A 12880-nucleotide genomic window follows, 5' to 3' on the forward strand; every position below is an offset into this window, starting at 1 on the left:
GCGAGCGCACCGGGCCACCGGTCTTCGTACGGCAGGACCTAGCAGCCGAGCAGACGGCTGCCGAGGTAGCCCTGGATCTGGTCCAGGGAGACACGCTCCTGCTTCATGGTGTCGCGCTCGCGCACGGTCACCGCGTTGTCGTCCAGGGTGTCGAAGTCGACGGTGACGCAGAACGGCGTACCGATCTCGTCCTGGCGGCGGTAGCGGCGGCCGATGGCGCCCGCGTCGTCGAACTCGATGTTCCAGTTCTTGCGCAGGTCGGCGGCGAGGCCCTTGGCCTTCGGCGACAGCTGCGCGTTGCGGGACAGCGGCAGGACGGCGACCTTGATCGGGGCCAGACGCGGGTCGAAGCGCATCACGGTGCGCTTCTCCATGACGCCCTTGGCGTTCGGGGCCTCGTCCTCGTTGTACGCGTCGAGCATGAAGGCGAGCATGGCGCGGTTGACACCGGCCGCCGGCTCGATGACGAACGGGGTGTAGCGCTCACCCGACTCCTGGTCGAGGTAGCTGAGGTTCTGACCGGAGGCGGCGGAGTGGGCCTTGAGGTCGAAGTCGGTGCGGTTGGCCACACCCTCGAGCTCGGAGAACTCGCTGCCACCGAAGTTGAAGCGGTACTCGATGTCGGCGGTGCGCTTCGAGTAGTGGGACAGCTTCTCCTTCGGGTGCTCGTACCAGCGGATGTTCTCCTCGCGGATGCCGAGGTCGCGGTACCAGTTCCACCGCTCCTGCATCCAGTACTCCTGCCACTGCTCGTCCTCGCCCGGCTTGACGAAGAACTCCATCTCCATCTGCTCGAACTCGCGGGTGCGGAAGATGAAGTTGCCCGGAGTGATCTCGTTCCGGAAGGACTTGCCCATCTGCGCGATGCCGAAGGGCGGCTTCTTGCGCGAAGTGGTCTGCACGTGGGCGAAGTTGGTGAAGATGCCCTGGGCGGTCTCGGGGCGCAGGTACGCCTTCGAGCCGGTGTCCTGGGTCGGGCCGAGGTGGGTCTCCAGCATGCCGGAGAACTGCTTGGGCTCGGTGAACTGGCCCTTCACACCACAGTTGGGGCAGTTGATGTCGGCGAGGCCATTGGCGGGTACACGGCCGTGCTTGGCCTCGTACGCCTCTTCAAGGTGGTCCGCCCGGTGGCGCTTGTGGCAGGAGGTGCACTCGGTGAGCGGGTCCGAGAAGGTGGCGACGTGGCCGGAGGCCACCCACACCTCGGGGGCCAGGATCACCGACGAGTCGAGGCCGACGACGTCCTCACGCCCGGTGACCATCGCCTTCCACCACTGGCGCTTGATGTTCTCCTTGAGCTCGACACCGAGCGGGCCGTAGTCCCAGGCGGCCTTGGAGCCGCCGTAGATGTCACTGCACGGGAAAACGAAGCCACGGCGCTTGCTCAGGCTGACGATGGTTTCGATCTTGTCGGCGGCCACGGTGCTCTCTTCATTACGAGGACGAACGGCGAAGTCTTTAGATTACCGGCGCCCACACCCCCCCTTTCAAATCGGTTCCCCTTCCACGCCTGCCCACCCGGGCCTCCGACCTGGGTTTTTGACAATCGTTTCCATCTTTGATGAAAATGGATGTCATGAACGTACGACGCCTCATACCCACCGCCGCCCTCGCCGGAGCCGTCGCCCTCGGCGCCACGGCCCTGACCGCCTGCTCCGGAACCGCCGCCGGCGCCGGTGGCGGCAAGGACGGCAAGGTCGGCGTGACGGCGTCGTTCTATCCCATGGCCTTCCTCGCCGAGCAGATCGGCAAGGACCACGTGAAGGTCGACAGCCTGACCAAGCCGGGCGTCGAACCGCACGACCTGGAGATCACCCCCAAGCAGACCGGGCAGCTCGGCGAGTCCGACGTCGTCGTCTACCTCAAGAGCCTGCAGCCCGCCGTCGACAAGGCCGTCGCCCAGTCCGGCGTGAAGAACGTCGTCGACGCCGCGACCCTGACCGAGCTGGAGGTCCACGGCTCCGCAGGCCACGACCACGGCGCCGAGGAGGCCCACGCCGAGGGCGGGGGCCACGACCACGGCCACGGCGAGGGCGGCAAGGACCCGCACGTCTGGCTCGACCCGGTCAAGTACGCGGAGATCGCCAAGGGCGTCGGCGCCGCCCTGGAGAAGGCCGACCCCGGCCACGCCGCGGACTACAAGAAGAACACCGACGAGCTCGTCGGCAAACTGGCCGCGCTGGACACGGAGTTCAAGGACGGCCTGCAGAACACCGCTTCCAGGACCTTCATCACCACCCACTCCGCCTTCGGCTACCTCGCCGAGCGCTACGGCCTCGACCAGGAGGGCATCTCCGGCGTCGACCCCGAGTCCGAGCCGAGCCCGGCCCGGATGAAGGATCTTCAGGCCGTCGCGAAGAAGGACAATGTCACCACCGTGTTCTTCGAGACCCTGGCCAGCGACAAGACGGCCAAGACCCTCGCGACGGACACCGGTCTGAAGACCGATGTCCTGGACCCGCTCGAAGGAATCACCGGCACGTCCCAGGGCGCTGACTACTTCGAGGTCATGCGGTCCAACCTCAAGAACCTCCAGAAGGCGCTCGGAGCCAAGTAGATGACAGCAGCAACGGAGGCGCGAGCCATGCAGTCCACCCCGGGACAGGCAGCGGAACAGCCGCCCGTCATATCCCTGCGCGGGGCCACGGCCTCGCTCGGCTCGCGCCCCGTGCTGCGCGGGATCGACCTCACCGTCCACCGCGGTGAGGTCGTCGCGCTGCTCGGTGCCAACGGCTCCGGCAAGTCCACGGCCGTCCGCGCCGTGGTCGGCCAGGTCCCGCTGACCGACGGAACCCTCAATCTCTTCGGCACGGACTTCAAGCGCTTCCGCGACTGGTCGCGCATCGGGTACGTCCCCCAGCGCACCACCGCCGCCGGCGGCGTCCCGGCCACCGTCCGCGAGGTCGTCTCCTCCGGCCGGCTCGCCCGCACCCGCTTCGGCCTCCTCCGCAAGGCCGACCACGCCGCCATCGAGCACGCCCTGGCCCTGGTCGACATGGACTCGCACGCCGACGTCTCGGTGGACGCCCTCTCCGGCGGCCAGCACCAGCGCGTCCTCATCGCCCGGGCGCTCGCCGTCGAACCCGAGCTGCTGATCATGGACGAGCCGATGGCGGGCGTGGACCTCGCCAACCAGCAGGTCCTGGCGAACGCCCTGCGCGCGCAGGTCGCCGCCGGCTCCACCGTCCTGCTCGTACTGCACGAGCTGGGCCCGCTGGAGCCCCTGATCGACCGTGCCGTCGTCCTGCGCGACGGCTGCGTCGTCCACGACGGACCGCCCCCGGAGGCCGTGGGGCAGCACGCCCTGCCCGGCCACGACCACGTACACCCCCACGCGGCGCACGACGCCGGGCCCCTGCGGACGGGACTGCTGAGCTGATGGACATCCTCGACTACGCCTTCATGCAGCGAGCGCTGATCGCGGCGGCCCTGGTCGGCATCACGGCCCCCGCCATCGGCACCTACCTCGTCCAGCGCCGCCAGGCGCTCATGGGCGACGGCCTCGGCCACGTCGCCATGACCGGTGTCGCGCTCGGCTTCGTGCTCCAGACCAGCCCGGTCTGGATGGCGACGCTCGTCGCCGTCGTCGGCGCCGTCGGCATGGAACTGATCCGGGCCCGCGGCAGGACCAGCGGGGACGTCGCCCTCGCCATGCTCTTCTACGGCGGCCTCGCCGGCGGCGTCATGATCATCAACCTCGGGGGCGGGCAGACGGCCAGCCTCCTGGGCTCCATGTTCGGCTCGATCACCACCGTCGCCGCCGAGGACGTGACCGCGATGGCGATCCTCGCCGCCTTCGTCCTCGCCGTGGCCATCGGCCTGCGCAGGCAGCTCTTCGCCGTCTGCCAGGACGAGGAGTTCGCCCGGGTCACCGGCCTGCCCGTGCGCGCCCTGAACCTGCTGATCGCGGTCACCGCCGCCGTCACCGTCACCGTCGCGATGCGCATCGTCGGCCTGCTGCTGGTCAGCGCGATGCTGGTGATCCCGGTCGCGGCCGCCCAGCGCCTCACCCGCAGTTTCGCCGCCACGCTGGGCCTGGCCATGGCCATCAGCGTGACCGTCTCGCTGACCGGCACGGCGGCCACCTACTACATCAACGTGCCCTCGGGCGCGACGATCGTGCTGCTCGCGATCGGCGTCTTCATGGTGATGACCGCCCTCTCCGCCCCTCTGGCCAGGCGCCGGGCCAGAGCCGCGCTCGCGGCCGAAGAGGTCTGCACGCGCGACGATGTGAAGGTCTAGCGGGCTGGCACAATGGCCGCAGGCCTATACGAGGAGGAACCGGTGGCGACTGCGCCTGGCGAGATGAATACCGCGCCAGTACGAGGACGATCCACCCGGCAGCGGGCCGCGGTCGCGGCGGCACTGGACGAGGTGGACGAGTTCCGCAGCGCCCAGGAGCTCCACGACATGCTCAAGCACCGTGGCGACTCCGTGGGCCTGACCACCGTCTACCGCACCCTCCAGTCCCTCGCGGACGCCGGCGAGGTCGACGTCCTGCGCACCAGCGACGGCGAGTCCGTCTACCGCCGGTGCTCCACCGGAGATCACCACCACCACCTGGTCTGCCGCAAGTGCGGCAAGGCCGTCGAGGTGGAGGGCCCGGCCGTGGAGAAGTGGGCGGAGTCCATCGCGGCCGAGCACGGCTACGTGAACGTCGCCCACACGGTGGAGATCTTCGGCACCTGCGCCGACTGCGCCGCCGCGGTCTAGAGCCGCCGCAGGTTCGCGTCCAGGATGGCCCGCAGCGCGTCGGCGTCGCCCGGTGCCTGGATGCCCCGCTTGGGCAGGACCGTCATGGACACCGCCTGCTTGTCGTCGCTCAGCATGACGAACGCGTCGGCCGTCTCCACGTACCTCGGCTGCGCGGCCCAGCCGATGCGCGACTCGCAGGACGCCGCCGTCACCAGGGCTCCCGAGCCGTCTATGACGGCCCGGGTCTCCCCCGACCTCTCCAGCAGTCCGCGGAAGGCCCGGGCCTGGATCCGCGGACCGAACAGGGTGATCACCCAGAGCACCACGCCGGCGGTCATCAGGCCCGTCGGCGCTCCGGCGACGGTCCCGTCGGTCACGATCACCAGGACGCCGAGACCGATCCCGAACGTTCCGGCGAGGGGAAACGCCCATCGCCTGCGCCGCCCCGCGGCCGTGTGGGCGTCCCGGGCACGGAGCGCCTGCGCGATGTCCGCCGTGGTGGTCCGGTAGACGAGCTCGACCGTCCGCTCGTCCCGCCGAACCGCCTGGTCATTCGTGTTCATGACAGCGGACCCTACCGGCGTGGTCGGGTCCGGCGGCCACGCGCCCCCGTCAGGCCGTGGATTCCGGCTGGTTCGGGACTGCGCCGCCGAAGCGGCGGTCGCGCTGGGCGTACTCCAGGCAGGCCGCCCAGAGGTTGCGGCGGTCGAAGTCCGGCCACAGCACGTCCTGGAAGACCATCTCGGCGTACGCGCTCTGCCAGAGCAGGTAGTTGGAGGTGCGCTGCTCGCCGCTGGGGCGCAGGAAGAGGTCCACGTCCGGCATGTCCGGGTAGTACATGTACTTCGCGAAGGTCTTCTCGTTCACCTTCGACGGGTCCAGCCGGCCGGCCGCCACGTCGCGGGCGATCGCCTGCGCCGCGTCCGCGATCTCCGCGCGGCCGCCGTAGTTGACGCAGAAGTACAGGGTCATGGCGTCGTTGTCGACGGTCTGCTCCTGCGCGACCTGGAGCTCCTGGACGACCGACTTCCACATCTTCGGCATGCGGCCGACCCAGCGGATGCGGATGCCCAGCTCGTTCATCTCGTCGCGGCGGCGCCGGATGACATCGCGGTTGAAGTTCATCAGGAAGCGGACCTCGTCGGGCGAGCGCTTCCAGTTCTCCGTCGAGAAGGCGTACAGGGAGAGGTTCTTGACGCCCATCTCCAGGCAGCCCTTGAGCACGTCGAGCACGACGCCCTCGCCGACCTTGTGCCCCTCGGTGCGCGGCAGACCGCGCTCCTTCGCCCAGCGGCCGTTGCCGTCCATGACGACGGCGACGTGGTTCGGGACCAGCTCGCCGGGGATCTTCGGCGGGACCGCACCGGACGGGTGCGGCTCGGGAACCTTGTACTCCCGGCGAGAGCGTCCCAGAATCCCGCGTCGTACCATGTGCCCAGCTCCTATTTCTCGACGTAACGCAAGGAGCGTAGCCCGCGCTCCAGATGCCAGTGCAAATAGGCGGAGACCAGCCCGCTGCCCTCCCGCACGTGACGCGCCTCGCACGCGTCGGCATGCCCCCAGTCGCCCGTCAGCAGGGCGCTGAGCAGGGCGATGGCCTCCGATGAGGGTACGACGCTGCCGGGCACCCGGCAGTCCCCGCATATGACCCCGCCCGCGGCGACGGAGAAGTGCCGGTTGGGTCCGTGGATGCCGCACTTCGCGCAGTCCTCGAAGCTGGGCGCGTAGCCGTTGACGGCGAGGGAGCGCAGCAGGAAGGCGTCGAGGATCAGGTGGGGCTCGTGCTCGCCGCGCGAGAGGGTGCGCAGGGCTCCGACGAGCAGCAGGTACTGCTGCACGGCGGGCTCGCCCTCGTTCTCGGTGAACCGCTCGGCGGTCTCCAGCATGGCGGTGCCGGCGGTGTAGCGGGCGTAGTCGGTGACGATGCCGTTGCCGTACGGGGCGATGATCTCGGTCTGGGTGCAGAGCGGCAGGCTGCGGCCGATCAGTTCGCTGCCGCGGGCGAAGAACTGCACGTCGGCGTGGGAGAAAGGTTCCAGCCGGGCGCCGAATTTGGACTTCGTGCGCCGGACCCCGCGGGCGACGGCCCGGACCCGGCCGTGGCCGCGGGTCAGCAGCGTGATGATGCGGTCCGCCTCACCCAGCTTCTGGGTGCGCAGCACGATGCCGTCGTCGCGGAACAGACTCATGCGCCCATTGTCCCGTACGGCGGCGCGACCACGGGCAGCGCGTGCCCGCCGTACACGGCAGCGGCCCCGGCCGGGCGCGGGGCCCGGCCGGGGTCACCCCTTGGGAGGGTCAGGAGGCGGGCGTCCGGGCTGCTTCGCCCTCGCCCGACCGGTCCGGTACGACTGCCTCGGACTCCTCGCCCGCCGTCGGCTGGGCGGGCAGTTCGACCTTGGGGGCGTCGTGGGCGTCGTGGGCGCCGTCCTTGCCCAGGCCGTTGAAGACCAGGTTCAGGACGATGGCGGCCGTGGCACCAAGCGTCACACCGCTGTTGAGGAGCGAGGACAGGTCCGGGTCCATGTGCTTGGTGAAGAGGACCGGGACGGTCGCGGGGAGCAGGGCGAAGGCGAGGGAGACGCCGACGATCAGCGCGTTCCTCTCCTCCTTCAGGTCCACCTTGGCCAGGGTCTGGATACCGGCCAGGGCGACCATGGCGAACATGACGGTCGCGGCGCCGCCGAGGACTCCGTGCGGGACGGCGGCGACGATCGCGGCGGCCTTGGGCAGCAGGCCCAGGACGATCATGAAGACGCCCGCGGCGACCACCACGAACCGGCTCTTCACCTTCGTCATCCGCACCAGGCCGACGTTCTCGGCGAAGGCCACGTACGGGAAGGAGTTGAGGACACCGCCGAGTGCGGTCGCGGCGCCGTCGGCACGCAGGGCGCGGGCCACGGTCTCGCTGTCGACCTCCTTGCCGACGATGTCACCGACGGCGTAGGTGTCACCGGTCGTCTCGACCATGGTGATCAGCATGACGATGAGCATCAGGACGATCGGGAACCACTCGAACTTCGGGGCACCGAAGTGGAAGGGGGTGGTGACGCCGATCCACTCGGACTTGCTCACGTCGCCGAACTTCGCGTCGCCGAGCAGGAAGGCGGTGGTGGTGCCGACGACCAGGCCGAGGAGGATCGAGATGCTGGAGAGGAACGGCTTGCCGATCTTCATCAGGATCAGGATGAAGAGCATCGTGCCGCCGGCGTAGGCGAAGTTCTTCGGGTCTCCGAAGTCGGGGCTGCCGAGGCCGCCGGCCGCGTCGTTGAGACCGACCGGGATCAGGACGATGCCCAGAACGGTGATCACCGTGCCGGTGACGACCGGCGGGAACAGCCGCATCACCGTCCGGAACGCCTTGGCCGGAAGCCAGGCGAAGGCGAAGGTGGCGATACCGGCGGTGATCACCGCGCCGTAGATGACCAGCAGGGCGGCGGTACCGCCGCCGGCGCCGAGACCGATGGCGATCATCGGGGAGACGGCGGTGAAGGTCACGCCCTGGATCAGCGGCAGGCGCGCACCGATCCGGCCGATGCCCCAGGCCTGGATGATCGAGGCGATACCGCAGGTGAAGAGGTCCGCGTTGATCAGGTAGACCAGCTGTTCAGGGCTCAGCTTCAGCGCGTTGCCGACGATGATCGGGACGATCACCGCGCCGGCGTAGAAGGCGAGTACGTGCTGGAAGCCGTACAGCGCGAGCTTGGGGAGGGGGAGCACCTCGTCGACCGGGTGCGTGCTCTGCTCTCCGTCGGTGGAAAGCCGGGCGGCGACACGTGCCATCTCAGCCTTGCCCTTCAAGGTAGGTAAGTGAGAGGAGATCTGGTTGTCCCTGGGCGTAGTGGGTCGCTAACCCGTTGGTACGCCAGGGTTGTCAGTGCGTTCACGGTGAAGTGAATCGAAGCCGCGCTGTGTTAACGGCGCCGTCTTGTCGTGTGACCGGAATTGAACGCCTGTGGGAGGCCTCACACATATCGTCGACTTCGACAAACTGTTGACGCTCAGGCCTGCTCGATCTGTAGGTTTCTCCAGTGGTGCGGAGCCTTCGGCAGGCGTATGCGCACAGCGGTGCGGAGCCGCGCCTTCCCGCCGCGCACCCGTGAAGCAGCTGCCCCGTGACGTGCGGATATGGGGTTTGCAGCCCTTCGGGCAGGCAAACTCGAAGGCGCTGTTCCGCCCGTCCGACTGGTGGACACATCGGGCGCGGAGCGCGCGCCGGCGCCCTTCACACGGCGTTCACGCGTCCCGAAACAGGCCCTGCGAGGCCGGATCGTTACGTCGTGGAAGGCCGTTTTGGGCGGAACAGGCCCCTCCGGAGTCCACGGATCGGACACGAGCGGCCCTGCGCGGTGAATGCGCACAGGGCCGCTCGCGTGAGATCCGCGGGAACGCCCCCTCAGGGGGCGCGTACCGCCGACAGCAGTCGGGTCACCTCGTCCGTGTCGATCCGCAGCGCCGAGCCGACCGTCGCGAGCACCTCGCGCTCGGCCGGGGTGTACGGGCCGTCCGCGAGTGCGATACGGGCCCCCTGCAGCAGGATCGATTCACGGCCCGGGCCGGCCAGGTGCGGAGCCAGCGGCTCCAGGGCCTCGTGGAGCTCTATCGACAGCGCGGCCCCGCAGCACTCCGGGACGTCGTACAGCCCGAGCCGGCCCTCGTCCGTGGACAGCGCCTCCACGAGGGACTCCAGCTGCTCCTCGGTGCAGTCCTGGAAGCCCGCGGCCCGTACGGCGCCCGCCGCGGCCTCCAGCGTGCCGCGCGAGGCCGTTCCGCCCGCGGTGAGCACGGCCAGCGCCACGGTGTGCACGGCGTCGCGCAGGAGGGCCGTGAAGCGGGTCGTGGTGAGGTGGTCCAGGACGTCGGTGGCGAAGCGCGCGCGGCAGCCCTGGCACTCGATGACGGGCCCGGCCTGTCCGCGGGGCAGCAGCGGCACGCCGAGGACGGTGAACCGGCGCCGCCCGGTCCGCCTGCGGTAATTGCGGTCCCCACCGCAGGCGGGGCAGAAGAACTCCCCGTCCCCCACGGTGCTCCAGGTGGTACGGGTGCCCCAGACCGTCAGCTTCCGGCCGTCCCCACCCCGAACTGGCAGCACGTCGCACCTCCGTAACCTTCCGGCAACATCGCCGGGTGGGCGTGATGTTAGCCACATCGGTGAGGATGCGTCAGTCGTGTGACAAGACAACATGTGCCGGGCCCCGGACTTGGCCGGTCTGCGCCCCCGGGGTCCCACCGCGCCCTCCCCGCCCCCTCTAGGGTTCGCCGCATGAACGAGAAGTCCTGTCTGGTCACCGGCGCCGCGAGCGGGATCGGCCGGGCCACCGCCCTGCTGCTGGCCCGCTCCGGGGCCCGGGTGACCGCGGCCGACATCAACGGCCCCGGGGTCGAGGCCCTGCGTACGGAACTGGCCGACGAGGGGTACGCGATCACCGCGGTCGCCGGTGACGTCGCCGATCCGGAGGCCAACCGCGCGATGGTCGCGGCCGCCGTCGGGGCGTACGGGCGCCTGGACGTCGCCGTGGCGAACGCCGGGGTGCTCCCCCTCTCCGACGTACGGGAGACCAGTCCCGAGGACTGGGACCACGTCATGGCGGTCGACGGCCGCGGAATGTTCCTGACCTGCAAGTACGCCATCGAGGCGATGACCGCGCAGCCGCGCCCCGGTGGGGCCCTGGTCTGCGTGTCCTCGATCTCGGGAGTGGCCGGGCAGGCCCGCCAAGCCGCCTACGGACCCGCGAAGTTCGTGGCGTCGGGGCTGACGAAGCACCTCGCGGTGGAGTGGGCCGCGCACGGGATCCGGGTCAACGCGGTGGCGCCGGGAACCATCCGTACGGAGCGGGTGATCGCGCTGAAGGACGAGCCGGGCGGGCCGGAGTACCTGTCGGAGATCACGGGGGCGCACCCGATGGGCCGCCTCGGGGAGCCCGAGGAGGTGGCCCGCGTCATCGCCTTCCTGGCCTCGGACGCGGCCTCGTTCGTGACGGGCGTGATCCTGCCGGTGGACGGCGGCTACCTGGCCCGCTGAGCCCGCCCCTGCCCTGCTCCGCCCCCGCCGCAGCGCCGCCGGGCCGGGTCGGGCCGGCGTGGGAACGACGGAACCCCGCCCCTCCGGAAGGGAGGGGCGGGGTTCACGTACGAGGGGTCAGCGGCCCGCGCGGTTGACGGCGGAGATGACCGCCTTCAGGGAGGCGCGGGTGGTGTTGGCGTCGATGCCGATGCCCCACAGGACACGGCCGTCGATCGCGCACTCGATGTACGAGGCGGCCACGGCGGAAGCGCCCTCGCTCATCGTGTGCTCGGTGTAGTCCAGCAGGCGGGCGTCGACGCCGATGCCGGCCAGCGCGTCGAAGAAGGCCGAGATCGGACCGTTGCCGGTGCCGTCCAGGACCGTCTCCACACCGTCCACGACCGCCTCGACGGTCAGCGTGTCCGTGCCGTCCTTGTCGGTGGCCGTCGAACCGGAGCGCAGCTGGATGCGGCCCCACGGGTTCTCGGGGTTGGGCAGGTACTCGTCGGAGAACACGTCCCAGATCGCCTTCGGCGTGACCTCGCCGCCCTCGGCGTCGGTCTTGGCCTGGATGATCCGGGAGAACTCGATCTGCATGCGGCGCGGCAGGTCCAGCTTGTGGTCGTTCTTCAGGACGTACGCGATGCCGCCCTTGCCGGACTGCGAGTTGACCCGGATGACCGCCTCGTAGGAACGGCCGACGTCCTTCGGGTCGATGGGCAGGTACGGGACCGCCCACTCGATGTCGTCGACCGTCTTGCCCTGGGCGGCCGCGTCGGCCTCCATGGCGTCGAAGCCCTTCTTGATGGCGTCCTGGTGGGAGCCGGAGAAGGCGGTGTAGACCAGGTCTCCCGCGTAGGGGTGGCGCGGGTGGACCTCCATCTGGTTGCAGTACTCGCTGGTGCGACGGATCTCGTCGATCTGCGAGAAGTCGATCTGCGGGTCGATGCCCTGGGAGAACAGGTTCATGCCCAGGGTGATCAGGTCGACGTTGCCGGTGCGCTCGCCCTGCCCGAACAGGCAGCCCTCGATGCGGTCGGCGCCGGCCATCAGGGCCAGCTCGGCGGCGGCGACGGCGGTGCCGCGGTCGTTGTGCGGGTGGACGGAGATGCAGACGTGCTCGCGGCGGGTCAGGTTGCGGGCCATCCACTCGAAGCGGTCCGCGTGCGTGGACGGCGTCGAGCGCTCCACGGTGGCGGGCAGGTTCAGGATGATCTCGCGGCCCTCGGCCGGCTGCCAGACGTCGCAGACGGCCTCGCAGACCTCCAGGGCGAAGTCCAGCTCGGTGTCGGTGAAGATCTCCGGGCTGTACTGGTAGCCGAACGTGGTCTCGGAGCCCAGCAGCTTCTCGGCGTACTCCATGACCAGGCGGGTGCCGTCGACGGCGATCTGCTTGATCTGCTCCTTGGAGCCGCGGAAGACGACCCGGCGGAAGGTCGGGGCGGTCGCGTTGTACAGGTGGACGGTGGCGCGCTTGGCGCCGACCAGGGACTCCACGGTCCGCTCGATCAGGTCCTCGCGGGCCTGGGTCAGTACGGAGATGGTGACGTCGTCCGGGATGGCGCCCTCTTCGATGATGGAGCGCACGAAGGCGAAGTCGGTGTCGCCGGAAGAGGGGAAGCCGACCTCGATCTCCTTGTAGCCCATGCGCACCAGCAGGTCGAACATCTCGCGCTTGCGGGCGGGGGTCATCGGGTCGATCAGCGACTGGTTGCCGTCGCGCAGGTCGGTGGAGAGCCAGCGGGGGGCCTTGGTGACGCGGGCGTCCGGCCAGGTGCGGTCGGGGATGTCCACCTGCTCGTACGAGCCGTACTTGTGGATCGGCATCCCGGAGGACTTCTGGGTGTGGGTCGCGTTGGTGATGGGCGTGGGGCGACCGACAAAAGGCTGCTGGCTCATGGCGTTGGGCTCCTCGCGTGTCCGCGTGTAGTTCGCTGGGACGGCCGACGGCGGTAGTGAAAACCGCAACACCAAACTCCGCGGGGAGGGGGTCGGCCTACGACTACAGACCCTCGCCGCGGCAGCTAAGGAGAAGCAGCCCGAAACGCATGATGGGCCGAGCCTAGCCGAGCCGCGCCGTGACGCGAGGACCTGTTTCAGTATGCAAGACCCGAGCGTCCGATTTGCACCAAATGTGAGCCAAGCCTCCTTCACTCCGCCCGGGTCCGGCCTTTCCGTCAA

At 69.7% G+C, this 12880-nt stretch carries 12 protein-coding genes; 5 read left to right on the plus strand and 7 right to left on the minus strand.

The genetic code is table 11. The annotated features are described in order from the left end of the window. Positions 1 to 38: 38 nt before the first annotated feature. The gene (locus JYK04_RS15720) at positions 39 to 1421 is read right to left on the minus strand and encodes a glycine--tRNA ligase (RefSeq protein ID WP_189736829.1); all 1383 of its coding nucleotides are present in this window, start codon (positions 1419 to 1421) and stop codon (positions 39 to 41) included. A gap of 155 nt (positions 1422 to 1576) precedes the next feature. Between JYK04_RS15720 and JYK04_RS15725 the strand changes: the two genes are divergently transcribed. Genes JYK04_RS15725 through JYK04_RS15740 form a run of 4 tightly spaced genes read left to right on the plus strand, consistent with a single transcriptional unit; the run spans position 1577 to position 4713 of the window. Beyond that, positions 1577 to 2557: a metal ABC transporter substrate-binding protein gene (locus tag JYK04_RS15725; RefSeq protein ID WP_189736831.1), complete on the plus strand. Its 981-nt coding sequence runs from the start codon at positions 1577 to 1579 to the stop codon at positions 2555 to 2557. A 27-nt stretch (positions 2558 to 2584) separates the two neighbouring features. Next, positions 2585 to 3379, plus strand: a complete 795-nt coding sequence (locus JYK04_RS15730; protein ID WP_189737468.1) for a metal ABC transporter ATP-binding protein — start codon at positions 2585 to 2587, stop codon at positions 3377 to 3379. Continuing rightward, positions 3379 to 4242, plus strand: coding sequence for a metal ABC transporter permease (locus JYK04_RS15735; RefSeq protein WP_189736833.1), 864 nt, complete (start codon positions 3379 to 3381; stop codon positions 4240 to 4242). Before JYK04_RS15730 ends, JYK04_RS15735 begins: the two co-directional genes overlap by 1 nt. 42 nt (positions 4243 to 4284) lie before the next feature. Further along, positions 4285 to 4713, plus strand: coding sequence for a Fur family transcriptional regulator (locus JYK04_RS15740; RefSeq protein ID WP_078959026.1), 429 nt, complete (start codon positions 4285 to 4287; stop codon positions 4711 to 4713). Here JYK04_RS15740 and JYK04_RS15745 read toward each other — a convergent pair. The 5 genes from JYK04_RS15745 to JYK04_RS15765 all read right to left on the minus strand — a co-directional run bounded on the left by JYK04_RS15745 (position 4710) and on the right by JYK04_RS15765 (position 9787). After that, a complete protein-coding gene (locus JYK04_RS15745; RefSeq protein ID WP_189736835.1) occupies positions 4710 to 5258 on the minus strand; it encodes a YcxB family protein in 549 nt (182 codons plus the stop codon). The genes JYK04_RS15740 and JYK04_RS15745 overlap by 4 nt on opposite strands. Positions 5259 to 5307: 49 nt before the next feature. Then, complete coding sequence (locus JYK04_RS15750; RefSeq protein ID WP_189736837.1) at positions 5308 to 6126, minus strand: isoprenyl transferase; 819 nt, start codon at positions 6124 to 6126, stop codon at positions 5308 to 5310. An 11-nt stretch (positions 6127 to 6137) separates the two neighbouring features. Beyond that, positions 6138 to 6884 (minus strand): DNA repair protein RecO, encoded by a 747-nt coding sequence (gene recO, locus JYK04_RS15755; protein ID WP_030757462.1) that lies wholly within the window; start codon positions 6882 to 6884, stop codon positions 6138 to 6140. 109 nt (positions 6885 to 6993) lie between these two features. Next, positions 6994 to 8478 carry a nucleobase:cation symporter-2 family protein gene (locus JYK04_RS15760; RefSeq protein ID WP_189736839.1) on the minus strand — a complete coding sequence of 495 codons (1485 nt, stop codon included), beginning with the start codon at positions 8476 to 8478 and terminating at the stop codon, positions 6994 to 6996. A 613-nt stretch (positions 8479 to 9091) separates the two neighbouring features. Further along, entirely contained in the window at positions 9092 to 9787 is a 696-nt protein-coding gene (locus JYK04_RS15765; RefSeq protein ID WP_229875224.1) for a TerB family tellurite resistance protein, read from the minus strand. Between the two features lie 171 nt (positions 9788 to 9958). Here JYK04_RS15765 and JYK04_RS15770 point away from each other — a divergent pair, with 171 nt between their 5' ends. Next, positions 9959 to 10717 carry an SDR family NAD(P)-dependent oxidoreductase gene (locus JYK04_RS15770; protein WP_189736843.1) on the plus strand — a complete coding sequence of 253 codons (759 nt, stop codon included), beginning with the start codon at positions 9959 to 9961 and terminating at the stop codon, positions 10715 to 10717. Between the two features lie 117 nt (positions 10718 to 10834). On the opposite strand, the gene leuA is transcribed toward JYK04_RS15770, so the two are convergent. Next, positions 10835 to 12598 carry a 2-isopropylmalate synthase gene (gene leuA / locus JYK04_RS15775; RefSeq protein WP_189736845.1) on the minus strand — a complete coding sequence of 588 codons (1764 nt, stop codon included), beginning with the start codon at positions 12596 to 12598 and terminating at the stop codon, positions 10835 to 10837. Positions 12599 to 12880: the final 282 nt, after the last annotated feature.

The organism is Streptomyces nojiriensis, assembly GCF_017639205.1.
Classification (GTDB): domain Bacteria; phylum Actinomycetota; class Actinomycetes; order Streptomycetales; family Streptomycetaceae; genus Streptomyces; species Streptomyces nojiriensis.